Raw genomic sequence first — 25,838 nt, 5'->3', positions numbered from 1 at the left:
AAGTTTGGAAGGCCCGTCGCGATGCGGCGGGCCTTTGCTTTTTGCGGTGCTTGGGTACGGCGGTTGTTTTGGCTCTTGAGGGCGTTCGAGCTAGCGTCCATGCCCCAACGGAACCTTTGGTGGCCTCGAAAATCTATGCAACCTTTGCGTGGCGAACAGGGAGGTCGACCAATGCTCATCGATGTGGGGCTGCCACTATCACTTGCTTTCATCATGTTTTCATTGGGCTTTGGACTGACCTTTGCCGATTTCGGCAGGGTGCTTGCAATGCCCAAAGCGGTTCTGTCCGGGGTTGTGATGCAGGTCGTGGCGGTCCCTTTAGTGGCCTATCTGCTGCTCATCATCTTTGACCTGCCGCCCGCGATGGCTTTTGGGGTGATGATCCTGTCGTTTTGCCCTGGCGGCGTGACCTCGAACATTCTGACCAAACTGGCCGGCGGCACGGTGGCCCTGTCGATCACCCTGACTGCCGTGGTGAGCCTTCTGTCGGTGATCACTGTTCCGGTACTGGTTGCCTGGGCAGGGTCGACCTTTCTTGGTGCCGCCGCTCCCGCGGTGAACGTGCTAGGCATCGGCATGTCGATGTTTGCCATCACGGCGGTGCCTGTGATCATCGGCCTTTTGGCTCGCTGGATGGGGCCGGGTGTGGCGGCCAGGATCGAAACTAGTGTTTCGACCCTGGCGTTGATCCTTTTCGTTGTGATCGTTGTAGCGGCATTGGCTACGAACTGGGAGTTGTTCACGGCCAACATGTGGTCACTGGGGCCGGTGTTGATGATCCTGAACGCGCTTCTCCTGGTGCTTGGAGTGGGTATCGCGGGCCTGATCGGCCTGTCAGGGCCGGACGGGCTCTGTATCTCGGTCGAGATGGGGGTGCAGAACGCGACTCTCGGCATTGCGGTTGCAGGCATGGTGGCGCAGGCCTCCGGCATTCCGGAATATGCAGTTCCAGCCGCGCTTTATGGCATCACGATGTATATCGTGACCATTCCCGGCATGTTTCTTCTGAAGCAGGTCTTTCAAGGATGACTGCTTGGGACGTTCTATGAAAAAGCCTTGGACTTGACCTAGGGCGCCTCCTGCGGCAAAGGCACGGGCGATCCAAGCGAGAGAGACGATGTCTGACAAGCCGAGCGACAATCACCCTACGGGCGCACCCTGGCGGAATTTCTATGGTCGCTTTAGTGGCAAGACCCTGAAGGACAGCCAGCGGCGCTACCTTGAGGAAGATCTGGACGCCCTGTCTCCGGGGGCTGTGGGCTGGGATGAGAACCCGGATCGCAAACCGCTTGATCTGGAGGCACTCTTTGGTGGGCGTGATGTCTGGCTTGAGGTTGGCTTTGGCGGCGGTGAACATCTGGTTCATCAGGCTGTGAGCAACCCGGATGTCGGCATCATCGGTGCAGAGCCTTTCATCAACGGTGTCGCCATGCTGCTGGGGAAGATCCGCAAGGCGGGTGTCGAAAACATCGCAGTGCATCCGGGGGATGCGCGCGATCTGATGGATGTCCTGCCCGAGGGATCGATTTCGCGCGCCTTCCTGCTCTATCCCGACCCCTGGCCGAAAAAGCGCCATCACCGCCGCCGGTTCGTGACGCCAGAACATCTTGAGCCGCTGGCGCGCTGCCTGAAACCCGGTGCGATCTTCCGCGTGGCTACGGATATACCCGATTACGTGCGCCAGACGCTGGAAGAGGTTCCGAAAGCCGGGTTCGAATGGCTGGCCGAACGGCCCGCCGACTGGCGCGAACCTTGGGACGACTGGATCTCCACCCGGTACGAGCAAAAAGCCTTGCGTGAAGGACGTACGCCCCATTATTTGACCTTCCGCCGTCTCGGGTGAAATCCCGATCATCGGCGCTGGACCGCTCGCCATCAATTCGCTACCGATAGCGGAAACATGTCTGCGCGGGGCGCGGGCAGAGATACTCTGACGAAGGAAAGCCAAATGTCCGGACACGGCACGCCCATCCCGATGACCTCTCACCGTGCTGACCGGCTTTCTGGTGTGGCGGAGGTGCCAGGCGACAAGTCGATCTCGCACCGCTCTCTGATACTGGGCGCCATGGCGGTGGGCGAGACGAAGATCACGGGGCTTCTTGAAGGCGAGGATGTGCTCGATACTGCCAAGGCGATGCAGGCCTTTGGCGCCGAGGTGGTGAACCACGGTGGTGGCAACTGGTCAGTCTTTGGCGTGGGGGTCGGTGGCTTTGCCGAGCCGGACAACGTGATCGATTGCGGCAATTCGGGCACCGGGGTGCGGCTGATCATGGGCACCATGGCGACCTCGCCGATCACTGTGACTTTTACTGGCGATGCCAGCCTCAATAAGCGCCCCATGGCGCGGGTGACGGATCCGCTTGCTCTGTTCGGTGCGCAGGCGGTGGGGCGCTCGGGCGGGCGGCTGCCGATGACCATCGTCGGGGCTGCCGATCCCGTGCCGGTGCGCTACGTGGTGCCGGTGCCCTCGGCGCAGGTGAAATCGGCGGTGCTACTGGCGGGCCTCAACGCGCCAGGGCAGACTGTGGTGATCGAACAGGAAGCGACCCGCGACCATACCGAACGCATGCTTGAAGGCTTCGGCGCTGAAATCACCACCGAAGAAACGGACGAGGGTCGCGTCATCACCCTGACCGGGCGACCCGAGTTGAAACCGCAGGTGATCGCCGTGCCGCGCGATCCGTCTTCTGCGGCATTCCCAGTGTGCGCTGCGCTGATCACGCCCGGATCGGACGTTTTGGTTCCTGGAATCGGCCTGAACCCTACCCGCGCCGGCCTGTTCACCACGCTGCGCGAGATGGGCGCGGATCTGACCTATGAGAATGAGCGGATCGAGGGCGGCGAACCCGTGGCCGATCTGCGCGCGAAATACTCCCCCTATATGAAGGGGATCGAAGTGCCGCCCGAGCGCGCGGCCTCGATGATTGATGAATACCCGGTTCTGTCGGTGGTGGCCTCTTTCGCCACAGGCGAGACCATGATGGCGGGCGTCAAAGAGCTGCGCGTCAAGGAAAGCGACCGGATCGACGCCATGGCGCGGGGCCTGCGCGCAAATGGTGTGGCCGTCCGTGAAGGCGAGGACTGGTGGGCGGTGATGGGGATGGGCCCCGAAGGTGTACCCGGTGGCGGCACCTGCGAAAGCTTTCTGGATCACCGTATTGCCATGTCTTTCATGGTGATGGGCATGGCGGCGCAGAAGCCCGTATCCGTGGACGATGGCGGCCCCATTGCCACCTCCTTCCCGATCTTCGAGCCGCTGATGGTGTCGCTGGGCGCCAAGTTCACCCACGCATGAGGTGTCAGGGATGACGAGCCAGAGTTTCACCATTGCAATCGACGGCCCGGCGGCTGCCGGAAAGGGTACGATCTCCAAAGCGGTCGCCGCGCATTTTGGCTTTGCTCACCTTGATACCGGGCTTCTGTACCGTGCTGTCGGCTCCAAGGTGCTGATGGGGGAGCAGCCAATTCGTGCGGCGCAGGCCCTTGTTGCAGAGGACCTTGAGGTCGATGGCCTACGTACGGCTGAGGTTGCACAGGCCGCGTCCAAGGTGGCGGTGATCGGCGACGTGCGCCAGGCACTGGTCGACTTCCAGCGCAGTTTTGCCCGCAGGGCAGGGGGAGCGGTGCTGGACGGGCGGGATATCGGCACGGTGATCTGCCCAAGTGCCGAGGTGAAGTTGTTCGTCACCGCCAGCGCCGAAGTGCGTGCCGAGCGGCGTTACCTGGAGCTGCGCGAGGGCGGCTCGGAAAGTGATTTTGAGACGGTTCTCGCCGATGTCAAAGCGCGAGACGAGCGCGACATGAACCGGGCCGAGGCGCCTTTGAAACCGGCCGAGGACGCGATTGTGATCGACACTAGCGATCTGAGCATCGAGGCTGCCATCGCAGCGGCCATTGGTGTGATCAAGGAAAAGCAGGGATAGGTCTGCGCTTAAATCAGCGGCACGGATTACCTGCATGCCTGCACCTCGGGTGCGCCTTTTTCTAAATGAATCCAGTTTTGCTGCCGTTCTTGCTGCAAATTGTTGTTGGACGCGGCGTCAATGGCTGACTGAGAGAACGAATGGACTTGAACTAAACAGTTCAGTTTGATTTACGCGCTGGCGGAGGACCCTCCCCTCACTGGAAGGATTGCTGCAATGCTGGATAAACTGAACTGGCGCTATGCCACCAAGAAAATGGACCCTGCAAAATCGGTGCCTGAAGAGAAGGTCGCAAAGATCATCGAGGCGGTGCGCCTTGCGCCGACCTCAAGCGGTGTGCAGCCTTTTGAGCTAGTGTTGATCCGTAACAAAGCGCTGCGCGCCAAGCTGCAGCCCCATGCCTGGAACCAGGCCCAGCTGACGGACGGATCCCACCTTTTGGTCTTTGCGGCTTGGGACACTTACACCGCTGAGCGCATCGACGCCGTGGTCGCCCAGATGGCCGAGGAGCGCGGCGGCACCAGTGAGCTGGTGACCACCTACTACGAGAACCTGAAAAAGGCCTACCTGCCGCGCGATCCGCAAGTCAACTTTGAGCACGCCGCCCGTCAGGCCTATATCGCGCTTGGCTTTGCCATGATCGCCGCGGCTGAGCTTGAGGTGGACTGCACCCCGATGGAAGGCTTCGACCCGGCAAAGTTCGACGAAATTCTGGGGCTGAGCGACAAGGGCCTCAAGTCCGTCGCGATTCTCCCTCTGGGCTACCGCGCAGAGGAGGGCGACTGGCTGCTGCCGCTGAAAAAGGTGCGCAAGGCCAAAGAGGCTCTGGTCACTGAAATCGATTGAGGTCAGCCTGGACATCAAACCATGCGGGCGGCAGGAACAGCTGGCGCCTGCCCCAATGATTTCGACGGAGTAGCAGCGACTGGCTGCCAGCTGAGAGCGCAGAGTCCCTTTCCCCTTGCCAGGAAGGCGTAAACCCCCTATACGGCGCCTGTCGACAGAGATGCGAAAACGCACGAAAGACACTCTGAGCAGGGTCGGGGCAACCTCCGGCCCTTTGTGTTTGTTTGCTCCAGAGGGTCCAACTGCGTGATCTCGGACCGACCAACCCATTCAGACCGGCGGAGACAACCGCATGGCCAGCAAAATACGATATGAAAAGGAAATCCGAGACCACATGGCTCAGAACACATCGATGGAGGAATTCGAAGCCCTCCTGAACGAAAGCTTCGAAATGGATACCCCGGACGAGGGTTCCGTTGTTAAAGGCAAGGTCATCGCAATTGAAGCAGGCCAGGCCATCATCGACGTCGGCTACAAAATGGAAGGCCGCGTTGATCTGAAAGAATTCGCAAATCCCGGCGAAGCCCCTGAAATCGCTGTCGGCGACGACGTGGAAGTCTTCCTGCGCGCAGCCGAAAACGCCCGTGGCGAAGCCGTCATCTCCCGCGAGATGGCCCGCCGCGAAGAAGCATGGGACCGCCTGGAAAAAGCATACGCAGACGATGCCCGCGTCGAAGGCGCGATCTTCGGCCGCGTCAAAGGTGGCTTCACTGTCGATCTCGGCGGTGCCGTGGCCTTCCTGCCCGGCTCGCAAGTTGACGTGCGCCCGGTGCGTGACGCTGGCCCGCTGATGGGTCTGAAGCAACCCTTCCAGATCCTGAAAATGGACCGCCGTCGTGGCAACATCGTTGTGTCGCGTCGTGCCATCCTGGAAGAATCGCGTGCCGAACAGCGTGCAGAAGTCATCGGCAAACTGTCCGAAGGCGATGCGGTTGACGGCGTGGTCAAGAACATCACCGAATACGGTGCGTTTGTTGACCTCGGCGGTGTTGACGGCCTGCTGCACGTCACCGACATGGCATGGCGCCGTGTGAACCACCCGTCCGAGATCCTGTCGATCGGCGAAACCGTCAAGGTTCAGGTCATCAAGATCAACAAAGAGACCCACCGTATCTCCCTCGGCATGAAGCAGCTGCAGGAAGATCCGTGGGATCTGGTTGGTGCCAAGTTCCCGCTGGGTTCGGTGCACAAGGGTCGCGTCACAAACATCACCGATTACGGTGCATTTGTTGAGCTCGAGCCCGGTGTCGAAGGTCTGGTCCACGTTTCCGAGATGTCCTGGACCAAGAAGAACGTGCACCCCGGCAAGATCGTCTCCACTTCTCAGGAAGTCGACGTCATGGTTCTGGAAATCGACGGCGCAAAGCGCCGCGTGTCCCTGGGCCTCAAGCAGACCATGCGCAACCCCTGGGAGCTCTTTGCCGAGACTCACCCTGAGGGCACTGAGGTCGAAGGCGAAGTCAAGAACATCACCGAATTTGGTCTGTTCATCGGCCTCGAAGGCGACATCGACGGCATGGTTCACCTCTCCGACCTCAGCTGGGACGAGCGTGGCGAAGATGCGATCCAGAACTACCGCAAAGGCGACATGGTTTCGGCCGTTGTCTCCGAAGTGGACGTTGAAAAAGAGCGTATCTCCCTGTCGATCAAAGCCCTGGGCGGTGACAAGTTCGCCGAAGCCGTGGGCGGCGTGAAGCGTGGCTCGATCGTGACCGTCGAAGTGACTGCCATTGAAGACGGTGGCATCGAAGTGGAATACGAAGGCATGAAGTCCTTCATCCGCCGCTCCGACCTCAGCCGCGACCGCGCCGATCAGCGCCCCGAGCGCTTCTCGGTCGGTGACAAGATCGACGTGCGCGTCACCAACGTCGACAGCAAGACCCGCCGTCTGGGCCTGTCGATCAAGGCACGCGAGATCGCCGAAGAGAAAGAAGCCGTGGAACAGTATGGCTCCTCGGACTCCGGTGCATCGCTGGGCGACATCCTGGGCGCCGCGCTGAAGACCGGCGACTGATCTTTCGATCCGAAATCCCTGAAACGGCCCTGCCTTTGGCGGGGCCGTTTTGTATTTGTCGTCCGGCTTGCGCACATGGGATGGCGCATAGGGATGCTGCGAATCAAACCAATTGGCGGGGCGAGCAATGGGCGAAAACTCTCTCACGACTCCAGGCGCCGCCACATGGGGCAGCAAATCGCTGGTTTTACATGGCATTTTCAGGCAAACTTCAAGAATAAGGAGATCGGCCGTGCCTCTTCCGGTTCCCGGAGCGCCGATTTCCTTGCTATAGTCGGGGGCACTTTGGCAGAGGATTGCGTTGGCTTGGGAGGGCAGGAAATATGATCCGCTCTGAACTGATTCAGAAGATTGCAGACGAAAACCCGCACCTGTATCAGCGGGACGTCGAAAGGATCGTGAACACGGTATTCGAGGAAGTGACCAACGCGATGGCCCGGGGCGACCGGGTTGAGTTGCGTGGATTCGGGGCTTTTTCGGTAAAGAAGCGGGATGCGCGGGTTGGTCGCAATCCCCGTACCGGAGAAACGGTCCATGTAGAGGAAAAACATGTGCCGTTCTTCAAGACCGGAAAGCTCTTGAGGGACCGTCTGAACGGAAAGGCCTAAATGCGCTATATTCGTTATGCCATTCTGGGCACGCTGGGGATCGTTCTGGTCTCGGTGTGTCTTGCGAACCGCTCTGTCGTCGAGCTGAAGCTGATGCCAGCCGCCTTCGCGGAACTGGTCGGTTGGAACCCGTCCATTGCCCTGCCACTGTTTGTGGTGGTACTGGGCGGGATTGCCGTCGGTCTTGTGGTCGGTTTCATCTGGGAATGGCTGCGTGAGCACAAGCACCGCCGCGAGGCCGGGAATCAGAGCCGCGAGGTGAAGAAATTGTCCCGTGAAGTGCAGAAGCTGAAAAAGCAAAAGCACGAAGGCAAGGACGAAGTGCTCGCCCTTCTGGACGATACGGTCTGATCTCATGACTACCGATATTCGGGTGAAGGTCTGCGGCCTCAGCACGCCGCAGGATGTCGAGTGTGCAGCGCGTGTCGGTGCGGCCTATGCGGGTTTCGTGTTTTTCCCAAAATCCCCGCGCAACGTTTCCTTGGAAACCGCTGCCAGCCTTGCTGGGCATGCCCCCGTCGGCCTGTGCAAGGTTGCGCTAACCGTGAATGCGGATGATCAGGCGCTTGATGCGCTGATCACCGCGGTACCGCTGGATATGTTGCAACTTCATGGGAGCGAGAGCCCGACGCGGGTGGCTGAGGTTAAATCGCGTTACGGCCTGCCAGTCATGAAAGCGATCGGAGTCGCCGATTCCGCAGATCTGGCGCAGATTGATCTTTACTCCGATGTGGCTGACCAGTTGCTGATCGACGCCAAACCTCCCAAAGGAGCAGACCTGCCCGGTGGCAACGGTCTGGCCTTCGACTGGCGCCTCTTGGCGTCACGGAAATACTGGCGCAAACCCTGGATGCTGGCCGGTGGCCTAACCCCTGAGAATGTGGGTGAGGCGATCCGCATGACCGGGGCGCGGCAGGTCGATGTCTCCTCCGGCGTAGAGGCTGCACCGGGCCAGAAGGACGCAGAGAAGATCGCAGCCTTCGTCTCAGCCGCCCATGGTGCGCGCGGCTGAGCGGTTCCGAGCCACCTCTCCGCCACAGGTTTTCCGCGTTGCTCTCTTTACCCATCGCCAGACGCGCTATAGTCAGGAGCAGTGCCGCGCAGAGAGGAACAATCATGGCCGAAGATCTTTTCAACAGCTTCATGAACGGACCCGATGAAAAGGGCCGCTTTGGCATCTTCGGTGGGCGTTTCGTCAGTGAAACGCTGATGCCGCTGATCCTGAGCCTGGAAGAGGAATACGAACGGGCAAAGGACGACCCGACGTTCTGGGCCGAGATGGACGATCTGTGGAAACACTATGTGGGCCGTCCCAGCCCGCTTTACTTCGCCGAGCGCCTGACGGAGCATCTGGGCGGTGCCAAGGTCTATATGAAACGCGACGAGCTGAACCACACCGGCGCGCACAAGGTGAACAACGTGCTGGGGCAGATCCTGCTGGCGCGCCGCATGGGCAAGACCCGGATTATCGCCGAGACCGGGGCCGGTCAGCATGGGGTGGCCACAGCGACTGTCTGTGCGAAATTCGGGCTGAAATGCGTTGTCTACATGGGGGCTCACGACGTCAAACGTCAGGCCCCCAACGTCTTCCGCATGCGCCTGCTGGGGGCTGAAGTGATCCCGGTGACCTCCGGACGCGGTACGCTCAAGGATGCAATGAACGACGCGCTGCGCGACTGGGTGACCAATGTGCGTGATACCTTCTATTGCATTGGCACCGTGGCAGGCCCGCATCCCTATCCGGCGATGGTGCGCGACTTCCAGTCGGTTATCGGCAAGGAGGTCCGCTGGCAGCTGGCAGAACAAGAGGGCGAAGGTCGCCTGCCGGACACGGTGATCGCCGCGATCGGCGGCGGCTCCAACGCCATGGGGCTGTTCTACCCGTTCCTTGACGACAAGAGCGTGAACATCATCGGGGTCGAGGCCGGTGGTAAAGGTGTTGATGAAAAGATGCAGCATTGCGCCTCTCTGACTGGCGGGCGTCCGGGTGTCTTGCATGGCAACCGGACATATCTTTTGCAGGACGACGATGGTCAGATCCTCGAAGGCTTCTCGATCTCTGCTGGGCTCGACTATCCGGGTATCGGCCCCGAACACGCATGGCTGCACGACATTGGCCGCGCCGAATATGTCTCGATCACCGACAAGGAAGCGCTTGAGGCCTTCCAACTGTCCTGTGCGCTTGAAGGAATCATCCCTGCGCTGGAGCCAAGCCATGCTCTGGCCCATGTGATGAAGATCGCGCCGACCCTGCCAAAAGACCACATCATCGTGATGAACATGTGCGGTCGCGGCGACAAGGACATCTTCACCGTTGCCCGGCACCTTGGTTTTGACATGTCCGACACTGAAGAAGGCCGTGATCTGGAAGAGTAATCCGCCTCTGCATTTCGACAGCAATTTCAAACAGAAAGAGCCGTATCACTGCGGCTCTTTTTGCTTTTTGGGGGCATAAACCGAGGTTTACGTGGACTAAACCAAAGACAGGGTCAGCCGAAACTAAACCTGGGTCCAATGTTCCACCACTCCACGGTTTGCCCACTCTTGGCCAAGGCGGATGAACACCGTCTGCTGAAATGATCAAGAAAAGGACGACCGAGATGAACCGCGTACTTCTGACCAGCACAGCCATCCTCTTGGGTTTGGCGGCCACCACATTTGCCTCCACCGATGTAAGTTCGGGTGAAGAGCATGAGCATTCCTATGAACATGCACATCAGAACGAACACGCCAACCAGCACGCCCACGCCTATGGCCGATCCGATGACCATGGCGATGACAGTTCAGATCATGGTGACGGCCATGACGACGGAGAGGGCCACGGCGGAGAGGGTCATGGCGGTGAAGGTCACGGTGGCGAAGGTGGCGACGGCCATGGCGGCGGTCACGATTAGACTGAAACGCGCACGCCAAGCGCGCCCGAGGCGCATTTGTAGCATCTGTCCCAATGCTTCATTCCCCGAACGCGTCTCGAAAGGTTCAACCGCGGTATGTTCTGCCTGATGCCGCGGTTGAGCTTTTCTGCCGATCAGTGCCATGGTGCACAAAACGCTCTGTAACTCCACGCAACTCGACTCAAAGGAGGACATGATCCGTGCGTCGTAGGATGGCTGACCTCCTCTTTGCGGCCGTGTTGCTGCTGATGCTTCCGGGCATGGCCGCTGCGGATCGCCTGACCGACAGCATAACGGACCAGTTGCGCAGCCAGGGCTATGGCCAGATCGAAGTCTCGCGCACGTTCCTTGGCCGATACAGGATCGTCGCGTCCACGGACACGGTTGACAGAGAGATCATCGTCAATCCCGGAACGGGTGAAATCCTGCGCGACTACATTGAAGACAAGGGCGCCGAGCGGAGCGGCAGAGGACTGTTCAGCCTGTTCGATGGCGGCGGCTCGGGGACTGCTACTGACTCTTCTGATTCCAGCTCTGATGACAGTGATGGCGATGATGGCGACGGAGCTGCCGGGGGCAATGCTCCGGGTGGCCATGGCGCAGGAAGCGGTTCCAGCGGTGGAGGAGCAGGCGGTGGTTCGGGCCATGGCGGAGGTGGCGAGAGCGGAGATGGGGATGATTGATAGGCTCATATTTCCGCGCGCAGCATCGGGGACCAAGACGACATGAGGAGAGGCCTGTTTCTGCCCGCTTTGATCGTCGTACAAGGGCTGTGCGCCCTATTCTTCGTCTCTGATATCACGATGACCGTTCTGGGGTTAAGGTCGCGCCCGATCAGCTGGCAACTGCGCGAGTTGATCGAGATTGGTGCGGCCGTGGGTCTTGTTCTGGGTGTTATTCTGGGCTGGATTGCCTTTCGGCGCAGTCAGCAGAGGGTTCGGCGGGCCGAGGCATCCTTGCGTCTCCTTCAGGCGACCTTCAAGGACCACCTGGAAGATCGCTTCGACGCCTGGAAGCTGACACCGGCCGAACGGGACGTAGCGCTTTTTACCCTCAAGGGGCTCAGCCTTTCGGAAATTGCCGCGTTGCGGGAGACCTCCGATGGCACGGTAAAGGCGCAAAGCAATGCAATATACCGCAAGGCGGGTGTGAGCGGGCGGACCCAGCTTTTGAGCCTGTTCATTGAGGACTTGATGGAACAAGATCTGGAGGGCGATCAGGCCGCATGAGGATCAAGGCACCGGACTGTGCCTCAATCCAGTGGTTTTTGGTAGGCAGATATTCTGCCTCAGCTTTCCTGCAGGACGGTTTCGAACCCTTCGAACTGCGGATGCCCGATAAAGGGGCTCTCCCCCTCCGCGCGGCGTGCATTGCGGTGGGAATCTCGAAACTGTTCGGACTTAGTCCAGGCCTCGAAGTCTTCCTGGCTGTCCCAAATCACGTGGCTTGAATAGAGGCTGTGGTCTTCGCCTTTGGGCCCCTTCAGCAGGCGGAATTCGCGGAAACCCTTCATCTCCGTCAGACGGCTTTCACGGTTTTTCCAGATGGTTTCGAAGTCTGCCTCATGTCCAGGACGGATCTTGAAGCGGTTCATGGCGATGTAAGTCATTTTGCCCTCGGTTTTTTCTTCAGCGTTTGCATAAGGCTGGCGAAGGCAGGCAATGGTGCGCACCGGGGCTGGCGATGATGTTCCCTACCGGAGAAAATGCGAATCGGTCAACGAAAACCGGATGAGGCACAGGCGCACAGGTGTTTACCGGGCCGCATGCGCTTCCAGGATCGAAAGCGGGACGAGATCGAGCGCGCGAAGATGCGTGCCCGCCAGATTGACTTTTGGAGCGCAGCCTTCGTCAACAGCTTGCAGGAACCTCGCGGCGCACAGGCACCAGCTGTCGCCCGGTTTGAGGCCGGGAAACTGGTATTCTGGCCGGGGCGTGCTGAGATCGTTGCCGACGTATTTCGAATAGGCCAGGAATTCGGCGGTCATCACCGCGCAGACGGTATGGCTGCCCTGATCCGCCGCGCAGGTGTTGCAGGCGCCATCGCGGAAAAAGCCAGTCAAAGGATCGGTGGAACAGGGCTGTAGGGCGCTGCCCAATACGTTGATGCTCTCGTCTTTTTCCATGTGGCTGACCTATAGTGCGCGGGCAATTTCTCGGAACATTTCGATATTAGCGCGGTTAACGCCGTTGTCCCGGAATTTCCGATCCGCAGCGGTGCTGACGATGACCACATCGCGGGCCTGATCTATGTAGATGTACTGGCCATAGACGCCACGGGCCATGAATTCGCCCGCCTGTGCACCGACCGGGATCCACCATTGATAGCCATAGCCGATTTTACCTTCCTCAGTCGGGGCAGAGGGGCGGGTTGAGGCTTCAATCCAACTCGCAGGCACGATTTGCTGACCGGCATATAGGCCGTCCTGTTCGATCATAAGGCCAAAGCGGGCATAGTCTCGCGTGGTGATATTGAGCCCGCCCAAGACAAAGGCAACGCTTTCGCCATCGGTCACGTAGTAGGGCTCTTGCTCAAGTCCCAGTGGCGTAATGATCTTTTCCGACAAAAGATCCGGGATACTGCGGCCCGTGGCGCCTCGGATTACCATGCCGATCACATGGGTATCGATGGAGACATACTGCCAAGTGGCGCCGGGGTCGGTGAACGTCTCTGTCAGATCTGCCGCGAACTGATCGAGCGTGCCGCCCAAAGCCACCTCGCGGCCCATGCGGTTGATATCCGAATCGTAGTCCAGATAGTCCTCGTCAAAGGTGACACCGCTGGCCATGTTCAACACGTTGCGAATGCTGGCCCCGTCATAGGCGCTGCCTTCCAGGAGCGGCGCATACTTTGTGACCGGATCGTCGATGGAGGCGATTGCGCCTTCCTCCAAGAGGATCCCAAAGAGGGCCGAGAGGTAACTCTTTGCCACCGACCACGAGATGCGGCGGTCGTCCTCACCGGTGCCGAGGTGATAGCTTTCGTGGCGGACCTCCCCATCCTTCAGCACCAGAAGCGAAGTGACCGCCCGGTCCGTGATCCAGTCCTGGGTACCGCCCGGCAGGGTCATCTCTGGCCCTTGGGGCAGGGCTGAGACGGCAGTTTCGCCGCGCTGCACCGGCTGGGTCAGAAAGGCGGCATCCATGTTTGAAAAGTTGTACACGATCTTTTCTGCGGAAAAGAGCGAGTTCACGGCCCATAGGCGCATGATCTCTTCGCGCTTCCACAGTCCGCCTGCCACAACGACAACCGCCAATACAGCCAGAACACGCCCGGCGATCCGCAGGAATTTGCGCATGTCTTTCCTCCCCTTTTGCGTCAGCCTAGCTGTGGGGCGGGCCTTGCGCAAAGCGGACGCAACGGCAAGCGGGCTAGCGGAACTTGTCCACCAGACGCTGCATCGGTGAGCGGGTGTCCTCGGCCTTCGGCGCGTCCGTTTCGGCCCTTTGCTCTTTTGCGGGCTTGTCTTTTCCCTTGGGGGAAGTCGAGCTGCGCGGCGGGGCGGTGCGTAGGGCGACCGCATTCATGAACTTGCCGCCATCGCCTTTGGCCAGTTCGGCGGCGCCGTCTGATATTCCACGCATCAGATCATCCAGCCAGGCTTCATCCGCCTTGGGAAAATCGCGCAACACATAGCCCGCGACTGCGTCCTTGTGGCCGGGATGACCGATCCCAAGGCGCACGCGGGCATAGTCCGCCCCGATATGGGCGTGGATCGACCGAAGCCCGTTGTGGCCCGCATGGCCACCACCCTGTTTGACGCGCGCCTTGCCGGGGGCAAGGTCCAACTCGTCATGCAGCACAGTCACATCCGCCGGGGTGAGTTTGTAGAACCGCATCGCCTCTCCGACGGACTGACCAGAGTTGTTCATGAAGGTCTGCGGTTTCAGCAGCAGCACCTTGGTTCCGCCCAGAGTGCCTTCGCTGACTTGTCCCTGAAACTTCGATTTCCAGGACGAAAACCCGTGATCCTCGGCGATCCGGTCCAGCGCCATGAAACCGATGTTGTGCCGGTTGTGCTCGTATTTTGCGCCAGGGTTGCCAAGTCCGACAAAGAGTTTCATTGAGTTGCTCGCTGTTTGAAGGTCGCTCTGGAGTCAGTGATAGGAATACATGCCCGTTCGGTCGCCGAAAATCCAGAGGTGGTGCCTCTGCGTACGGCAAAAGAAAACGGAGCCCGACAAGGGGCTCCGTTCAAAAATCCAGACAGTGGCGCAGATTTTATTCTTCTGCGGCTTCCGCTTCGCCTTCTTCCTCATCGTCCGAGGCAGCCAGGCCAGCAGGTGCTGCGATGTTCGCAATCACGAAGTCACGGTCGATGGTCGGCTTGGCACCGCTGGGCAGGTCAACAGCAGAGATGGTGACGGTGTCACCGATCTGCAGCTCGGAGATGTCGATAACCAGCTTCTCGGGGATGTCGCCGGCGGTCACAACCAGTTCCACCTCGGGGCGGACAACGGACAGCATGCCGCCTTTTTTGATGCCGGGCGCAACCTCTTCACCGGTGAATTCAACCGGAATGAACAGGTTGATCTTGGTGGTGCGACGCAGGCGCATCAGGTCGAAGTGAGTGGGCAGATCCTTGACCACGTCACGCTGGACGTCGCGGCAGATGACGCGCACGTCTTCCTGGCCTTCGACCTTCAGGTTCCACAGGGTCGACTTGAAACGACCAGCCTTCAGCTTTTTGAACAGCTCGTTGAAGGGGATCTGAATCGCCATCGGCTCAGCATCGCCACCAAAAACAACACCAGGAACCATGCCAGCGCGACGCGCTGCGCGAGCGGCGCCCTTGCCCGTCCCCGCACGTTCCTGGCAAACGAGATCAGGAATCTCTCCAGCCATTTGAATTCTCCAATATGTTAGGGCGGGATGCCTCCAAGGCTGTCACCCCGCGTGAAGCCGCGCGTATAGCCGAGATCGCCTGAAATGCAAAGCGCTAAATAATAGACGACGCCGGACCTCTGTCCGGCGCCGCCAAAGGCTGCCTTGATACTGGTTCAAATCGATTTCAGGTACTCAAGCAAGGCGGCCTTGTCCGCATCAGACAGGTTCGTGCCAAAATCGTGGCCACAGCGGCTGTTGCCCGAGGCAAGATCATCACAGCCGGTGGTTTCGATCACCTGGTCAAAGGCCGTCTGATCGCTGGCCATGCCGACCGATTCGATGTCATAGGCAGGGCCGGGCTTGAAGGAGGCGATGCGCTGGTCGGGCGATTTCAACAACTCGGCCAGACTGGGAACCGACCCATTGTGTAGGTAGGGCGCGGCCGCCCAGATCCCGTCGAGAACACGCGCCTCATAGGCGCAACTGCTGTCTGCAGTCATTGATTCGAGCACCCCGGCACTATCGCCAGTCGGAAAGGCGCCCCTGAGGTCTGTGAAGGGCGCGAGCGTTTCCATGTCATCTGCGCGGTCCGGGGTTTCGACCGCAGTTTTCGCCGCTGTCAGCATCTTGTCGTCATAGCTGCCAAGGGAATGCTGCACGATGGCCCCGATGACTGAGACCGCCAGCACATCAAAGGCTTGGGCCTGCTCTCCCAGCGTGGTTCCGATCAGGGGGATCTTGGCGCCATTCAGAACACCGGTCTGCACCTGGCGTTTCAGGATCTGACATTCGCGAATATCAGTGCCGACATCCTGGATGGGTGTGGCAAAGGTGGTGTGGAAGATTGAGCGGAACTTGCCTTTCTTCTTGCCGTGGCATTCGACACAGCCGCCTTGCGTGGTGGGCAGGTTGAAGATGATCTCACCCTGTGCAGCCAGTGTGTGATACAGCTCCCAAGGCCACCGGGGGGCGCCGATATCCCATATCCACTCTTCCAGCGCTTTCAGGCCCTGCCAGTTGGCCGAGTTCTGGCTGATGTAGTCGCGATTGAACAACAGGCCGGACTGCGGCAGCGGGTGGAAGTCACCAAAGACTCCGTAGACCTCGCCCAGGTTGCGCGACAGACCAAGAAGGTCGTTGCCATTGGCAGCAAATCCAGGCCACTGGGTGAAGTCCTGCCGCGCCGCGTTCCAAAGGAATGGATAGCGCGCCGGGGCGTCCGCGACGGCAATATTGTCTGGAATGAGATAGTTATCTTCAGGCGCGCCGATGTCGAGCCCCGCAAGCCGGTTGAAGATCATCGACAGCGCATCCAGCCGCGCGGGCGCCCAGGACGGGTCAGGCAATGAACGGTCTATCAGTGTGTGAAAGCGTTTGCTCCAGACGGTGACCTCGTCTTTGAAGGTGGCAATCTCGGCGGCAGAAGCATTGGGGCCCAAAACGGTCTTGGCAAAGGCGTCAAAGCGAGCCGAGGTTTCAAGCACCGCCAGCACGGCCTCATCCAAGTCTTTGAGGAAACTCTGGAAGTCCACAATGGCTGGGCCTCCGTCAATCCGGTAGTTGGTGCCACTCACATCGATCTGCCGCGTGTGACAGGCGGCGCAGGTCATGCCGATGGCCATATCCGCACCGCTGCCATTGGTGGTGAAACCTACCGGCAGATCAGCCTCTTGCCGTCCGGGCAGCGGCAGGTAGCCATAGCGGGCTAAAGCGTCGTGAAGAAAGGCCTGCCCATCCGGCAGGGTCAAGGCCCGCATCCAGGCAATCGGCATGATCCGCGCGCCTTGGTCCTGCGTGTAGAACTCTTGCCGGAGATCCGCGGTCCAGCTGTTGCCCTGGTTGATGTAGACGGTCTGAGCCTTGGCCGGCATGGAAATGGCTGCAGCGACCGCAAAGCAGGCTGCAACTAGCTTTTTCATGAAACGCCTCCTGAATACCCGATACGCACAACCCATGATTGCACGTATCAGGCGTTCAGGATAGTCAAATATCAATCAGAGATTGATGTTCGCAGAGCCTCAGTCTTGCCAGATCCCTTCGAAACCTTCGGGAATCAGCAGGTTGTGACGGCCCAGATCCTTCACGTTGCGCTCGCCGCACAGGGCCATGGTGGTGTCGAGCTCCTTCTGGATCACCTCTAGCGCGGTGGTGACGCCCTTTTGCCCCATGGCGCCGAGGCCGTAGACAAAAGCTCGACCGATCATGGTGCCCTTGGCCCCCAGCGCCAGCGCCTTCAAGACGTCCTGGCCCGAGCGGATACCGCTGTCGAGATGGACCTCGACCTCATCCCCGACTGCGTCCATGATCTGCGGTAGCATGCGGATCGAGCTGAGCGCGCCATCCAGCTGGCGCCCACCGTGGTTGGAGACCACAATGGCATCGGCGCCGACCTTGGCGGCCATCTTGGCGTCTTCGGCGTCCAGGATCCCTTTCAGGATCACCTTGCCGCCCCACATCTCTTTCAGTTTTTCGATTTTGCTCCAATCGAGCGAGGGGTCGAACTGTTCCGCGGTCCAGGCGCCCAGCGAAGAAGCGTCGGAGATTCCTTCCACATGGCCCACGATATTGCCGAACTCGCGACGTTTCGCGCCCAGCATTTCGATGCCCCAGGCCCATTTCGTCATCAGGTTTGCGATTGTCTTGGGTGTCAGTTTCGGTGGGGCGGAAAGGCCGTTCTTCAGATCCTTGTGGCGCTGACCGAGGATCTGAAGGTCCAGCGTGATCACCAGGGCCGAACACTTTGCGGCCTTGGCCCGTTCGATCAGGCGGCGCACGTAGTCTTCGTCCTTCATGGTGTAAAGCTGGAACCAGAAGGGTTTGGTGGTCGCCTCGGCCACGTCCTCGATCGAGTTGATCGACATGGTGGACAGTGTGAAGGGCACGCCAAAGGCTTCGGCGGCACGGGCGGCTTTGATCTCGCCATCTGCATGCTGCATGCCGGTTAGGCCAACAGGTGCCAGAGCGACGGGCATAGTAACATCCTGCCCGATCATCTGGCTTGCGGTGGAGCGGCCAGACATATCGACCGCCACCCGCTGTCTCAGGCGGATCTGTTCGAAATCAGAGGTGTTCTCGCGGAACGTCTGTTCCGTCCAACTGCCACTTTCGGCGTAGTCGTAAAACATCCTTGGAACACGTCGTTCGTAGATGCGCTTTAAGTCATTAATATTTGTTATTACCGGCACAGGTTCTGTCCTCGCCCCCAGTGTGGCTTATGATGTGGTCAATAATGTTTACCAATTTTCTATCTTGGACGCAATGATCACGACACAAAATGTCTCTAAATGACATTTTGCGTTAGCTTTATTTGGAGAGACCTGTAGGATTCTAGGTGGGTGAAGGGTGCGCGGTTTTCTGGCAATGATCGTTTTGATTGTCAGATCATCGCCCGAGAGAGCTGGGAGGGGCCTGTCAGGCAAGAGGCATTGACCGTAAAACGCAATTCCAAGTCGTCTTTCCCGGAACGGGGTACAGTGGCTGAAATGCGGGCTGCATTTGAGCGTGAACGTTTGGCGCGTGAAAAAGCCGAAGCGGCCAATGCTGCAAAATCCGCCTTCCTTGCTGTCATGAGCCACGAAATCCGCACTCCTCTGCACGGTGTCCTTGGTATGGCTGATGCCCTTGCGGAAAGCGGATTGCGGGAGGACCAGAAGCAAACCCTGGACACGATCAAATGCAGCGGGAACCTGCTGTTGACGATCGTCAACGACGTTCTGGACCTGTCGAAGGTTGAGGCAGGCAAACTTGAACTGGAATGGCTGCCGACCAATGTGAATGAGACCTTTTTGTCTTTGTGCGAAGAATTTCGCCCGCGGATCGAGGCAAAAGGTCTGTCTTTCACGACTGTTCTGAGTGGCCTCATGGTCAAAAGGGAGGTCTGGGCCAAACTGGATCCGGTCCGTCTGCGGCAGGTTCTTGGCAACCTGTTGTCCAATGCCTTGAAATTCACCACCGAGGGAGCGGTGACCTTCAGTGTTTCCGCCGCTCCGCTTGACGGCGCCACCATTGCGCTCGATTTCCGGGTGCGCGACACTGGAGCCGGTATTCATGAAACCCAGCACGGCAAGTTGTTCAACCCTTTCGTTCAGGCCGAGGCCAGTGTGAACAGGCGATATGGCGGTACTGGGCTGGGCCTTGTTGTGGCGCAGCAGATCTGTACGGAACTGGGTGGCAGCATCGCCTTCACAAGTGCCGAAGGCGATGGAAGCGAGTTTCATGTCTCCCTCGTCCTGAAGGTAGCGCAGCCCTCTGCCGGGACATCCACGGAGGACAGTGACTGGAGCCATGATCTGCTGAGGTGTCGGCGCTGGCGGGTCTTGGTGGCCGAGGACAACCTCACCAATCAGATGGTACTGCGTCACCAGTTGAAAGAATACGATCTTGATCTGGAGATCCTGCCGGACGGGGCTGAATTGTTCGAGCTTTGGCAGGCGGGCGGTGCGGACCTGATCCTTATGGACATCAACATGCCTGTGATGGACGGGGTTACCGCAACAGACAAGATCCGAGCAGCCGAGCAAGAGGCCGGGCTGCCGCCGACCCCGATCATTGCGATCTCTGCGAATGCGATGCTGCACCAGGTGCAGGGCTATCTGGCACGCGGAATGTCTGACTATGTCGCCAAACCGACTCGCAAGCGCGATCTGATTGCCATCATGGCGCGCGCGCTTAGTGCGGCCTCAAGACGTGAAGACGCCCCTGAACATGTTTGATAGCTGATGGTGTCGCGTGCGCAGGGCTGGTCTCAGGCCGCGTGGGCTCCGTCGGAGAGGGATTTGACGAAGGCGAGAACCTCTTCAACACTCTTGCCCGCTCCGATCTGGCCTACGATGGCACTGCCCACAACGGCGCCATCAGAGACCGAAGCGATATTGCGCGCTTTGTCTGGGGTGTTGATCCCAAACCCGACGATGACAGGCAGGTCGGTCGCGGATTTGATGCGCGCCACTTCGGGGCCTACATCTCCCGCTTCGGCCTCGGCAGCGCCGGTAATGCCGGTGATTGAGACATAATAGACAAAACCAGATGTGTTCTGGAGAACACGGGGAAGGCGCTTGTCATCGGTGGTGGGCGTCGCCAGTCGAATAAAATTGAGCCCCGCAGCCTGCGCCGGAATGCACAGCTCTTCGTCTTCTTCGGGGGGCAAGTCCACAACGATCAGACCGTCGATCCCGGCCGCTTTTGCATCCGCGAGGAAGGTGTCGACCCCGCGATTGTAGATCGGGTTGTAATAGCCCATCAGCACGATCGGCGTGGTGTCGTCTTCCTTGCGGAATTCGCGCGCCAGCTCCAACGTGCGCTCAAGCGTCATTCCCCCATCCAGCGCCCGCTGACCAGCCAGTTGGATGGTCGGACCATCGGCCATGGGATCGGTAAAGGGCAGGCCTAGCTCAATGATGTCCACGCCCGCAGCAGGCAGGCCTTTGACGACCTGCAAAGAGGTTTCGTAGTCAGGATCTCCGGCCATGACATAAGAGACGAAAGCTTTCTTCCCTGCTGCCTTGAGGTCTGCGAATTTTGCATCGATGCGGGTCATGGTCGGGCCTTGTTTTAACTGTCCGCATTGGTGTGCCGAATGTTGAAGCGGAAATCAATCCCAAGCCCGACTGGCATGCGCAGATCGCCGGGCCTTGAGAAGGCGCGTGTGCGGACCCGCGTCAAAGCGGAAAATGCCAGCGCAGCTGCAAAGAGTTCACGCCAGGATTGATATCTCCGGTCGAGGCATTGGATTTGTGGGACAGGGACAGCGAAAGCGCCGTGCCATTTGCAAACCTGTGGCCGACTGCGATCTGGCTGCGGATCTCGAAAGTCGAACCCAAATCATTGAGGTCGACATTTTCTACAAAGGCTCCGGGCAGGATGCTGGCATCAATGAACCACGACTTGCCAAGATCCCACTTCCCCGCAATGCCGGCTCCCAAAAAGGCATCTCCGGTTTCCTGTACATCCACAGCTGCCCCAAATCGGGCAGCGAAGATCCCTTTCTCAAAAAACGGTGTGTGTCGGTAGTCGAGCGATACGAGAGCACCGTTCTCGGCCCCGGATCGGGAGAACTCAGAATATCCAAGGCCGATGGAAAGCTCTCTGTCTTGGGCAGCGACTAGGTCGGCACCGAAGGTTAGAGCGGCGAGCGTGGAAAGAGCGGCGGCGTATTTCATGATTAATCTCTGCATGTTGGCATCAGGGTGCCTGGAACATGTGCATTGAAGACCGGATGCAACACGGAAATCAAGGAATTGGCACAGGTCGTGAAGATCCGTGACCGGTTCTCAAATTCCACCGCCTGTGTGGGCTGAGATGCCAAGGATGCTTGCGCCAAGTCCCATTGGTGCCTAGAAGCGGCTCCCAAATGGCATCAGGAGGCCGCTATGGGCTTTAAAATGGGAATCGTCGGTCTGCCCAATGTTGGCAAATCGACGCTGTTCAACGCGTTGACGAAAACGGCTTCGGCACAGGCGGCGAATTTTCCGTTCTGCACGATCGAACCCAATGTGGGAGAGGTCGGTGTTCCTGATGCGCGCCTCGACAAGCTGGCGGCCATCGCGGGCTCCAAGCAGATCATCCCGACGCGGATGACCTTTGTCGATATTGCAGGGCTGGTCAAAGGCGCCTCCAAGGGCGAGGGACTTGGCAACCAGTTCCTTGCCAACATCCGCGAGGTAGACGCCATCGCCCATGTGCTGCGCTGCTTTGAAGATGGCGACGTGACCCACGTGGAGGGTCGCGTTGATCCGGTGGCTGATGCCGAAACCATCGAAACCGAACTGATGCTGGCGGATCTGGAAAGCATCGAAAAGCGTCGCGCGGGTCTGGTGCGCAAGCTGAAGGGCAATGACAAGGAAGCGCAGCAGCAGGACCGGCTGCTGGCCGATGCCCAGGCCATGCTCGAAGACGGCAAGCCCGCACGGCTGGTCGAGGTGGATGCCGAAGACGCCAAGGCCTGGCGTATGCTGCAGCTTCTGACCACCAAACCGGTTCTCTATGTCTGCAACGTCGGCGAAGCCGAATCCGTCGAGGGCAATGAGCATTCCGCCAAAGTGGCTGAAATGGCCGCCGCCCAGGGCAACTCCCACGTAATCATTTCCGCTCAGATCGAAGAAGAGATCAGCCAGTTGGAGGCGGAAGAAGCCCAGATGTTCCTTGAGGAAATGGGCCTTACCGAGGCAGGCCTCGACCGACTGATCCGCGCAGGCTACGAGTTGCTGCATCTGGAAACCTATTTTACCGTCGGCCCGAAAGAGGCGCGCGCCTGGACCATCCGTCAGGGCACTTCCGCGCCGCAGGCGGCCGGCGTGATCCATGGGGATTTCGAAAAGGGTTTCATCCGTGCAGAAACCATCGCCTATGAGGATTTCATCGCTCACAACGGCGAGCAGGGTGCCAAGGAAGCCGGAAAGATGCGTGCTGAGGGCAAATCCTACATCGTTCAGGACGGTGATGTGATGCACTTCCTGTTCAACACCTAAGCACCCCTTTTTTACAAACCACATGTAACACCCGCGATGTATCTTCGCGGGTGTTTTTCATTAAGGGCAGGAAAGCAGGTTCGAAGTTCCAAAACGCCGTGGTCTTCGCACCGTTGCACATAGCCATTCTATCCAGTGCACTTGAGCACACGAGAATGCGCCTATATGCATTTTCAAACAGTTTGGTATATCACTCGAGTTCTGGCCGAGGCCCCACCTACGTTTCATTCACAGGAACCTATTGCCTTTGGTAAGGATCGCCGCGCCATCGGGAGCTCACGCAAATGCAGCAAAATGCAGGAAGACCCGATAGCCAATGACACAGCAAAGCCGCGCAATTATGCTGATGATCGGAGCGATCTTCTGCTTTTCAATTATGGATGCGGCGGTCAAGGCCGTAACGCCCGGTGTCGGCGTTCTACCTGCCTTATGGGCCCGCTATGCGGGGCAGATGGTGTTGGTGCTGGTGCTCGTGATGCCGCGTGTGACACAGGTGGTCCGCACCCGATACCCGGTTCTGCAACTGCTGCGTTCGATTCTGCTCATGAGTGCAACAGCGTTCTTTTTCACAGGGTTGAGCCTCATTCCCCTTACCGATGCCGCGGCGCTGATGTCCACCAACCCAGTTCTGATCACTCTTGGCGCGGCGCTTTTTCTGGGCGAGCGGCTTGGCATTCGCAGGGTAGGGGGCATCGCCGTTGCGCTGATCGGGGCCATGATCGTCATGCGGCCCGGAAGCGGCGTGTTCACGCCGGCTGCGCTGCTGCCGTTGGCGGCCGCTGCCTGTTACTCGGGTTATGCCTTGTTGACCCGGCGGGTTGGGCCGGATGAGGATGTCTGGACATCTCTGTTCTATACGGGCCTCGTCGGTACTGTCCTTCTGAGCCTCGCAGTTCCTTTCCAGTGGCAGTCTCCCGATCCTGGCGACGCATCCCTTATGGCGATCATCGCGTTGGCAGGAACAGTTGGACAACTGGCCTTGATCCGGGCGTTTTCTCAGGGCGAGGCGGCCATGCTGGCGCCGTTTTCCTACACAGGACTTGCCTTTGCGGCGCTGTGGGGGCTGGTATTTTTTGCCGAGATACCCGACGTCTGGACTATCTTGGGCAGCGTTCTAATCGCGGGAGCCGGACTTTATGTGTGGCACCGGGAGACCTACAAGCGCCGATAGCTTCGGTGGCTTGCCGTTGTGTTTTCCGCGCTGGGGCAATTTCAGTTCAACTGCAGATTTCCTGCAGAAACCGCTTGTACGCCTTTGCCTTTTTAAATAGGACGGTCAGCGGAGACGTGGCCGAGTGGTCGAAGGCGCTCCCCTGCTAAGGGAGTAGGCGGGAAACCGTCTCGAGGGTTCGAATCCCTTCGTCTCCGCCATCACCTTCCTATATATCGTTGATTTTAAAGATAAATTTACCGGGTGGCGCAGTCTTGTCCCCCAGGATGTCCCCCAAAACGACATGGACTGCCCCGGAACAAGCAGGAAGACTTGAGGCGACTTACAGGCTACCTTGCGGGCATGTTCAATTGATTTGCGGCGGTCATGACAAAGGAGAATTCAGCAGACGCTTTCGAGGGATGGGTTTCAGTCGGGCTCCTTCTCCTGCCTGGAATTCCGCTTTGGTTCTTCTGGGATGAGCTTTGGAGATGGTCTGGGGGCTACGGCGAAACCGTCGCAGGTGTCGTTATCTTCCTCCAAGCTGCGTCCCTGTTGCTCCTGAGGCCGCTTGTGATGCGCCGCATTCACGACCTATCCCGCTGGCTGGATGCTCACCGAAAAAAACAGCACTCCGACAACCTAGGCGATGCAAACCCGGCCCTTTCAGGCCTTCAAGATAATCTGCGCGAAATGCCGAAGGAACGCGTGCGTGAGTTGGCCTCAATGGCCGCTGATCTTGCCCGGCTGGATCGAGAACAGAATGTCCGGGTGGCTTTGAAGCAAATGATCGACAAGCAATCCGTAGCCAATTCTTCGAAGATGCGGTTCTTCCTGGTGGACCGCTCCATCCCCGCCTTGGAGCCCGAACCCGGTTCCATGCTGCTGCTTGGCTCTGACGGAACCTGGTCGGACATATCCCCGTCCGAGGTTCTCGCCGATGAAGGCTCGCCCGAGGTGTCCGAGGAGATTTTCGTCTCCGTCGTGGCCCGACTCGGCGGTTCCATGCCCCGCGCGTCCTGATCGAACAGCCTGCGCCATCCTGATGGACGGGCTCAATCTCCATGAAGCTTTTCAGCCCGCCATTTCGCCCAGCGCTGCCGTTGAGCCTTGGCTATTCGTTCGCGGCCCTCTGGCGTCTTTGGTCCGGTCGATGCCCCGCCGTGAAACCTGCATCGCTCTTTTCCGGGTAGCGCTTTCGCCTTGCAAGGCGCTCCCTTTCGGGTGTTTGCACCACAAAGGCTCTCCGGCAATTTTTCGGATGAAGGCCCAAAGCGCCCTAAAACCCCACCCCGCGCGCGCGCGAAATCGGGTGAAAAGCTGGTTGTCATAGCAGCCCCACAGCTTGGCATTGCGCCTCGGTGACACGGCCTTCTGAGACCAGCTCGCGCGCCTTGTGGGCACTCACTCCGCTGAGCAAGTAGCGCTTACCGGCCTTGATCGCCTCAACTTCCATTTCCATTTCTTTCGCGGCTTTCTTCGGCAAGGTTTTTTTAGGGTTCTTTTTGGGTTCGGGCGCACCCCCTGCGGAGCTGGCCGTCGTCACCTGCGGTGGCTGGCTATCTGCTGTGCTGGGGTGCACCACATGCGGGGGGGCATCCGTTGCGGGGGGTAGCGTCAGGCGATACACGTTGCATCCCTTTGGCCCGGCATTTCTCTCAACGCTGATCAAGCCACGCTTTTCTAGCTCTTTCAGCACACCCTGAACCGTTCTGACCCCACAGCTGCAATCGCGGGCAAGGCTCGCGACACTGGGCCAACAACCACCCGTCTTGTCGTTGGCTCGATCTGCGAGACGAACCAACACTATACGTTCGTAAGTGCTTAAGAGGTCTACAGCCCAGGCCGCAGTCAGGAGAGCATTGGACATGGTGATGTATCCGCGAGCGCATCAAGCGCTGCGCTGCTGTCGGCTTTCGAGCCAGTCGCCAATGTCGCTTTCTCGCCAGGCAACGAGGCGCGTACCCAGCTTCACCGGCTGGGGGAATTCACCTCGCTTCATCCAGTCGTAGAGGGTCGAGCGGGACAGCCCCGTCCGGGCTTCGACCTCAGGGCGGCGCAACAGTTTTTCGGCCATGTCGGTTCCTTTCGGTTTGATCTAGTCGCAACC

At 59.1% G+C, this 25,838-nt stretch carries 29 protein-coding genes and 1 tRNA gene; 18 read left to right on the top strand and 12 right to left on the bottom strand.

Annotation, left to right across the window (positions count from 1 at the left end; all coding sequences use genetic code 11):
* The first annotated feature begins 171 nt into the window (after positions 1 to 171).
* The 13 genes from INS80_RS04475 to INS80_RS04415 all read left to right on the top strand — a co-directional run bounded on the left by INS80_RS04475 (position 172) and on the right by INS80_RS04415 (position 11,514).
* Entirely contained in the window at positions 172 to 1,029 is an 858-nt protein-coding gene (locus INS80_RS04475) for a bile acid:sodium symporter family protein (protein WP_192964477.1), read from the top strand.
* A gap of 88 nt (positions 1,030 to 1,117) precedes the next feature.
* Complete coding sequence (gene trmB, locus INS80_RS04470) at positions 1,118 to 1,843, top strand: tRNA (guanosine(46)-N7)-methyltransferase TrmB (RefSeq protein WP_192964476.1); 726 nt, start codon at positions 1,118 to 1,120, stop codon at positions 1,841 to 1,843.
* 105 nt (positions 1,844 to 1,948) lie between these two features.
* Positions 1,949 to 3,295, top strand: coding sequence for a 3-phosphoshikimate 1-carboxyvinyltransferase (gene aroA, locus INS80_RS04465; RefSeq protein WP_192964475.1), 1,347 nt, complete (start codon positions 1,949 to 1,951; stop codon positions 3,293 to 3,295).
* Positions 3,296 to 3,305: 10 nt separating this feature from the next.
* A complete protein-coding gene (gene cmk / locus INS80_RS04460) occupies positions 3,306 to 3,923 on the top strand; it encodes a (d)CMP kinase (RefSeq protein WP_192964474.1) in 618 nt (205 codons plus the stop codon).
* 216 nt (positions 3,924 to 4,139) lie between these two features.
* Positions 4,140 to 4,769, top strand: coding sequence for an NAD(P)H-dependent oxidoreductase (locus INS80_RS04455; protein WP_192964473.1), 630 nt, complete (start codon positions 4,140 to 4,142; stop codon positions 4,767 to 4,769).
* Between the two features lie 292 nt (positions 4,770 to 5,061).
* The gene (gene rpsA, locus INS80_RS04450) at positions 5,062 to 6,783 is read left to right on the top strand and encodes a 30S ribosomal protein S1 (protein WP_192964472.1); all 1,722 of its coding nucleotides are present in this window, start codon (positions 5,062 to 5,064) and stop codon (positions 6,781 to 6,783) included.
* A 323-nt stretch (positions 6,784 to 7,106) separates the two neighbouring features.
* Positions 7,107 to 7,391 (top strand): integration host factor subunit beta, encoded by a 285-nt coding sequence (gene ihfB / locus INS80_RS04445; RefSeq protein ID WP_192964471.1) that lies wholly within the window; start codon positions 7,107 to 7,109, stop codon positions 7,389 to 7,391.
* Positions 7,392 to 7,742, top strand: a complete 351-nt coding sequence (locus tag INS80_RS04440) for a LapA family protein (protein ID WP_192964470.1) — start codon at positions 7,392 to 7,394, stop codon at positions 7,740 to 7,742.
* A 4-nt stretch (positions 7,743 to 7,746) separates the two neighbouring features.
* Complete coding sequence (locus INS80_RS04435) at positions 7,747 to 8,403, top strand: phosphoribosylanthranilate isomerase (protein WP_192964469.1); 657 nt, start codon at positions 7,747 to 7,749, stop codon at positions 8,401 to 8,403.
* Positions 8,404 to 8,507: 104 nt separating this feature from the next.
* Positions 8,508 to 9,767 carry a tryptophan synthase subunit beta gene (gene trpB / locus INS80_RS04430; RefSeq protein ID WP_192964468.1) on the top strand — a complete coding sequence of 420 codons (1,260 nt, stop codon included), beginning with the start codon at positions 8,508 to 8,510 and terminating at the stop codon, positions 9,765 to 9,767.
* Between the two features lie 224 nt (positions 9,768 to 9,991).
* Positions 9,992 to 10,285, top strand: a complete 294-nt coding sequence (locus INS80_RS04425; protein WP_192964467.1) for a hypothetical protein — start codon at positions 9,992 to 9,994, stop codon at positions 10,283 to 10,285.
* Between the two features lie 212 nt (positions 10,286 to 10,497).
* Positions 10,498 to 10,968 (top strand): hypothetical protein, encoded by a 471-nt coding sequence (locus INS80_RS04420; RefSeq protein WP_226892557.1) that lies wholly within the window; start codon positions 10,498 to 10,500, stop codon positions 10,966 to 10,968.
* A 42-nt stretch (positions 10,969 to 11,010) separates the two neighbouring features.
* Complete coding sequence (locus INS80_RS04415) at positions 11,011 to 11,514, top strand: helix-turn-helix transcriptional regulator (RefSeq protein WP_192964464.1); 504 nt, start codon at positions 11,011 to 11,013, stop codon at positions 11,512 to 11,514.
* A gap of 59 nt (positions 11,515 to 11,573) precedes the next feature.
* Here the strand turns inward: INS80_RS04415 and hmuQ are convergent, their stop codons facing one another.
* From hmuQ to INS80_RS04380, 7 genes are all read right to left on the bottom strand, one after another.
* Positions 11,574 to 11,894, bottom strand: a complete 321-nt coding sequence (gene hmuQ, locus INS80_RS04410) for a heme-degrading protein HmuQ (RefSeq protein WP_192964462.1) — start codon at positions 11,892 to 11,894, stop codon at positions 11,574 to 11,576.
* Positions 11,895 to 12,038: 144 nt separating this feature from the next.
* Positions 12,039 to 12,410 carry a DUF2237 family protein gene (locus tag INS80_RS04405; protein ID WP_192964460.1) on the bottom strand — a complete coding sequence of 124 codons (372 nt, stop codon included), beginning with the start codon at positions 12,408 to 12,410 and terminating at the stop codon, positions 12,039 to 12,041.
* 9 nt (positions 12,411 to 12,419) lie between these two features.
* Positions 12,420 to 13,583: a serine hydrolase domain-containing protein gene (locus INS80_RS04400; protein WP_192964459.1), complete on the bottom strand. Its 1,164-nt coding sequence runs from the start codon at positions 13,581 to 13,583 to the stop codon at positions 12,420 to 12,422.
* Between the two features lie 73 nt (positions 13,584 to 13,656).
* Positions 13,657 to 14,349: an aminoacyl-tRNA hydrolase gene (gene pth, locus INS80_RS04395; protein WP_192964458.1), complete on the bottom strand. Its 693-nt coding sequence runs from the start codon at positions 14,347 to 14,349 to the stop codon at positions 13,657 to 13,659.
* Between the two features lie 157 nt (positions 14,350 to 14,506).
* Complete coding sequence (locus INS80_RS04390; RefSeq protein WP_192964457.1) at positions 14,507 to 15,130, bottom strand: 50S ribosomal protein L25/general stress protein Ctc; 624 nt, start codon at positions 15,128 to 15,130, stop codon at positions 14,507 to 14,509.
* A gap of 155 nt (positions 15,131 to 15,285) precedes the next feature.
* Positions 15,286 to 17,031: a di-heme-cytochrome C peroxidase gene (locus tag INS80_RS04385; protein ID WP_192964456.1), complete on the bottom strand. Its 1,746-nt coding sequence runs from the start codon at positions 17,029 to 17,031 to the stop codon at positions 15,286 to 15,288.
* 99 nt (positions 17,032 to 17,130) lie between these two features.
* Complete coding sequence (locus INS80_RS04380) at positions 17,131 to 18,297, bottom strand: alpha-hydroxy acid oxidase (protein WP_192964455.1); 1,167 nt, start codon at positions 18,295 to 18,297, stop codon at positions 17,131 to 17,133.
* A gap of 240 nt (positions 18,298 to 18,537) precedes the next feature.
* Here INS80_RS04380 and INS80_RS04375 point away from each other — a divergent pair, with 240 nt between their 5' ends.
* Positions 18,538 to 19,824, top strand: coding sequence for an ATP-binding protein (locus INS80_RS04375; RefSeq protein ID WP_226892556.1), 1,287 nt, complete (start codon positions 18,538 to 18,540; stop codon positions 19,822 to 19,824).
* A gap of 32 nt (positions 19,825 to 19,856) precedes the next feature.
* Here the strand turns inward: INS80_RS04375 and trpA are convergent, their stop codons facing one another.
* Both trpA and INS80_RS04365 read right to left on the bottom strand, forming a co-directional pair.
* Complete coding sequence (trpA, locus tag INS80_RS04370; RefSeq protein ID WP_192964454.1) at positions 19,857 to 20,648, bottom strand: tryptophan synthase subunit alpha; 792 nt, start codon at positions 20,646 to 20,648, stop codon at positions 19,857 to 19,859.
* A gap of 121 nt (positions 20,649 to 20,769) precedes the next feature.
* Positions 20,770 to 21,285 carry an acyloxyacyl hydrolase gene (locus tag INS80_RS04365; protein ID WP_226892555.1) on the bottom strand — a complete coding sequence of 172 codons (516 nt, stop codon included), beginning with the start codon at positions 21,283 to 21,285 and terminating at the stop codon, positions 20,770 to 20,772.
* 195 nt (positions 21,286 to 21,480) lie between these two features.
* On the opposite strand from INS80_RS04365, the gene ychF reads away from it, so the two are divergent.
* From ychF to INS80_RS04345, 4 genes are all read left to right on the top strand, one after another.
* Complete coding sequence (gene ychF / locus INS80_RS04360) at positions 21,481 to 22,578, top strand: redox-regulated ATPase YchF (RefSeq protein ID WP_192964453.1); 1,098 nt, start codon at positions 21,481 to 21,483, stop codon at positions 22,576 to 22,578.
* Positions 22,579 to 22,894: 316 nt separating this feature from the next.
* The gene (locus tag INS80_RS04355) at positions 22,895 to 23,749 is read left to right on the top strand and encodes a DMT family transporter (RefSeq protein ID WP_192964452.1); all 855 of its coding nucleotides are present in this window, start codon (positions 22,895 to 22,897) and stop codon (positions 23,747 to 23,749) included.
* A gap of 110 nt (positions 23,750 to 23,859) precedes the next feature.
* Positions 23,860 to 23,949 (top strand) — tRNA-Ser (locus INS80_RS04350).
* A gap of 472 nt (positions 23,950 to 24,421) precedes the next feature.
* A complete protein-coding gene (locus tag INS80_RS04345; protein WP_192964451.1) occupies positions 24,422 to 24,751 on the top strand; it encodes a hypothetical protein in 330 nt (109 codons plus the stop codon).
* Positions 24,752 to 24,783: 32 nt separating this feature from the next.
* Here INS80_RS04345 and INS80_RS19420 read toward each other — a convergent pair whose 3' ends face one another.
* From INS80_RS19420 to INS80_RS04335, 3 genes are read right to left on the bottom strand one after another with little or no spacing between them, the layout of a single operon-like run.
* On the bottom strand, positions 24,784 to 25,059 hold the full coding sequence (locus INS80_RS19420) for an HGGxSTG domain-containing protein (RefSeq protein ID WP_304622241.1): 276 nt from the start codon (positions 25,057 to 25,059) through the stop codon (positions 24,784 to 24,786).
* The gene (locus INS80_RS04340; RefSeq protein ID WP_192964450.1) at positions 25,056 to 25,598 is read right to left on the bottom strand and encodes a helix-turn-helix domain-containing protein; all 543 of its coding nucleotides are present in this window, start codon (positions 25,596 to 25,598) and stop codon (positions 25,056 to 25,058) included. Before INS80_RS04340 ends, INS80_RS19420 begins: the two co-directional genes overlap by 4 nt.
* Positions 25,599 to 25,619: 21 nt before the next feature.
* Entirely contained in the window at positions 25,620 to 25,805 is a 186-nt protein-coding gene (locus tag INS80_RS04335; RefSeq protein ID WP_192964449.1) for a helix-turn-helix transcriptional regulator, read from the bottom strand.
* Positions 25,806 to 25,838: the final 33 nt, after the last annotated feature.

The organism is Phycobacter azelaicus (assembly GCF_014884385.1).
GTDB classification, from domain to species: domain Bacteria; phylum Pseudomonadota; class Alphaproteobacteria; order Rhodobacterales; family Rhodobacteraceae; genus Phycobacter; species Phycobacter azelaicus.
The sequence above is the reverse complement of the archived record's forward strand: the minus strand, read 5'-3'. Positions and strand labels throughout refer to the sequence as shown.

Bases quoted from the DNA above. Each gene is read 5' to 3' on its own strand.
- INS80_RS04475 (WP_192964477.1), top strand. From the start codon at position 172: ATGCTCATCGATGTGGGGCTGCCACTATCACTTGCTTTCATCATGTTT.
- trmB (WP_192964476.1), top strand. From the start codon at position 1,118: ATGTCTGACAAGCCGAGCGACAATCACCCTACGGGCGCACCCTGGCGG.
- aroA (WP_192964475.1), top strand. From the start codon at position 1,949: ATGTCCGGACACGGCACGCCCATCCCGATGACCTCTCACCGTGCTGAC.
- cmk (WP_192964474.1), top strand. From the start codon at position 3,306: ATGACGAGCCAGAGTTTCACCATTGCAATCGACGGCCCGGCGGCTGCC.
- INS80_RS04455 (WP_192964473.1), top strand. From the start codon at position 4,140: ATGCTGGATAAACTGAACTGGCGCTATGCCACCAAGAAAATGGACCCT.
- rpsA (WP_192964472.1), top strand. From the start codon at position 5,062: ATGGCCAGCAAAATACGATATGAAAAGGAAATCCGAGACCACATGGCT.
- ihfB (WP_192964471.1), top strand. From the start codon at position 7,107: ATGATCCGCTCTGAACTGATTCAGAAGATTGCAGACGAAAACCCGCAC.
- INS80_RS04440 (WP_192964470.1), top strand. From the start codon at position 7,392: ATGCGCTATATTCGTTATGCCATTCTGGGCACGCTGGGGATCGTTCTG.
- INS80_RS04435 (WP_192964469.1), top strand. From the start codon at position 7,747: ATGACTACCGATATTCGGGTGAAGGTCTGCGGCCTCAGCACGCCGCAG.
- trpB (WP_192964468.1), top strand. From the start codon at position 8,508: ATGGCCGAAGATCTTTTCAACAGCTTCATGAACGGACCCGATGAAAAG.
- INS80_RS04425 (WP_192964467.1), top strand. From the start codon at position 9,992: ATGAACCGCGTACTTCTGACCAGCACAGCCATCCTCTTGGGTTTGGCG.
- INS80_RS04420 (WP_226892557.1), top strand. From the start codon at position 10,498: ATGGCTGACCTCCTCTTTGCGGCCGTGTTGCTGCTGATGCTTCCGGGC.
- INS80_RS04415 (WP_192964464.1), top strand. From the start codon at position 11,011: ATGAGGAGAGGCCTGTTTCTGCCCGCTTTGATCGTCGTACAAGGGCTG.
- hmuQ (WP_192964462.1), bottom strand. From the start codon at position 11,894: ATGACTTACATCGCCATGAACCGCTTCAAGATCCGTCCTGGACATGAG.
- INS80_RS04405 (WP_192964460.1), bottom strand. From the start codon at position 12,410: ATGGAAAAAGACGAGAGCATCAACGTATTGGGCAGCGCCCTACAGCCC.
- INS80_RS04400 (WP_192964459.1), bottom strand. From the start codon at position 13,583: ATGCGCAAATTCCTGCGGATCGCCGGGCGTGTTCTGGCTGTATTGGCG.
- pth (WP_192964458.1), bottom strand. From the start codon at position 14,349: ATGAAACTCTTTGTCGGACTTGGCAACCCTGGCGCAAAATACGAGCAC.
- INS80_RS04390 (WP_192964457.1), bottom strand. From the start codon at position 15,130: ATGGCTGGAGAGATTCCTGATCTCGTTTGCCAGGAACGTGCGGGGACG.
- INS80_RS04385 (WP_192964456.1), bottom strand. From the start codon at position 17,031: ATGAAAAAGCTAGTTGCAGCCTGCTTTGCGGTCGCTGCAGCCATTTCC.
- trpA (WP_192964454.1), bottom strand. From the start codon at position 20,648: ATGACCCGCATCGATGCAAAATTCGCAGACCTCAAGGCAGCAGGGAAG.
- INS80_RS04365 (WP_226892555.1), bottom strand. From the start codon at position 21,285: ATGCAGAGATTAATCATGAAATACGCCGCCGCTCTTTCCACGCTCGCC.
- ychF (WP_192964453.1), top strand. From the start codon at position 21,481: ATGGGCTTTAAAATGGGAATCGTCGGTCTGCCCAATGTTGGCAAATCG.
- INS80_RS04355 (WP_192964452.1), top strand. From the start codon at position 22,895: ATGACACAGCAAAGCCGCGCAATTATGCTGATGATCGGAGCGATCTTC.
- INS80_RS04345 (WP_192964451.1), top strand. From the start codon at position 24,422: ATGCCGAAGGAACGCGTGCGTGAGTTGGCCTCAATGGCCGCTGATCTT.
- INS80_RS19420 (WP_304622241.1), bottom strand. From the start codon at position 25,059: ATGACAACCAGCTTTTCACCCGATTTCGCGCGCGCGCGGGGTGGGGTT.
- INS80_RS04340 (WP_192964450.1), bottom strand. From the start codon at position 25,598: ATGTCCAATGCTCTCCTGACTGCGGCCTGGGCTGTAGACCTCTTAAGC.
- INS80_RS04335 (WP_192964449.1), bottom strand. From the start codon at position 25,805: ATGGCCGAAAAACTGTTGCGCCGCCCTGAGGTCGAAGCCCGGACGGGG.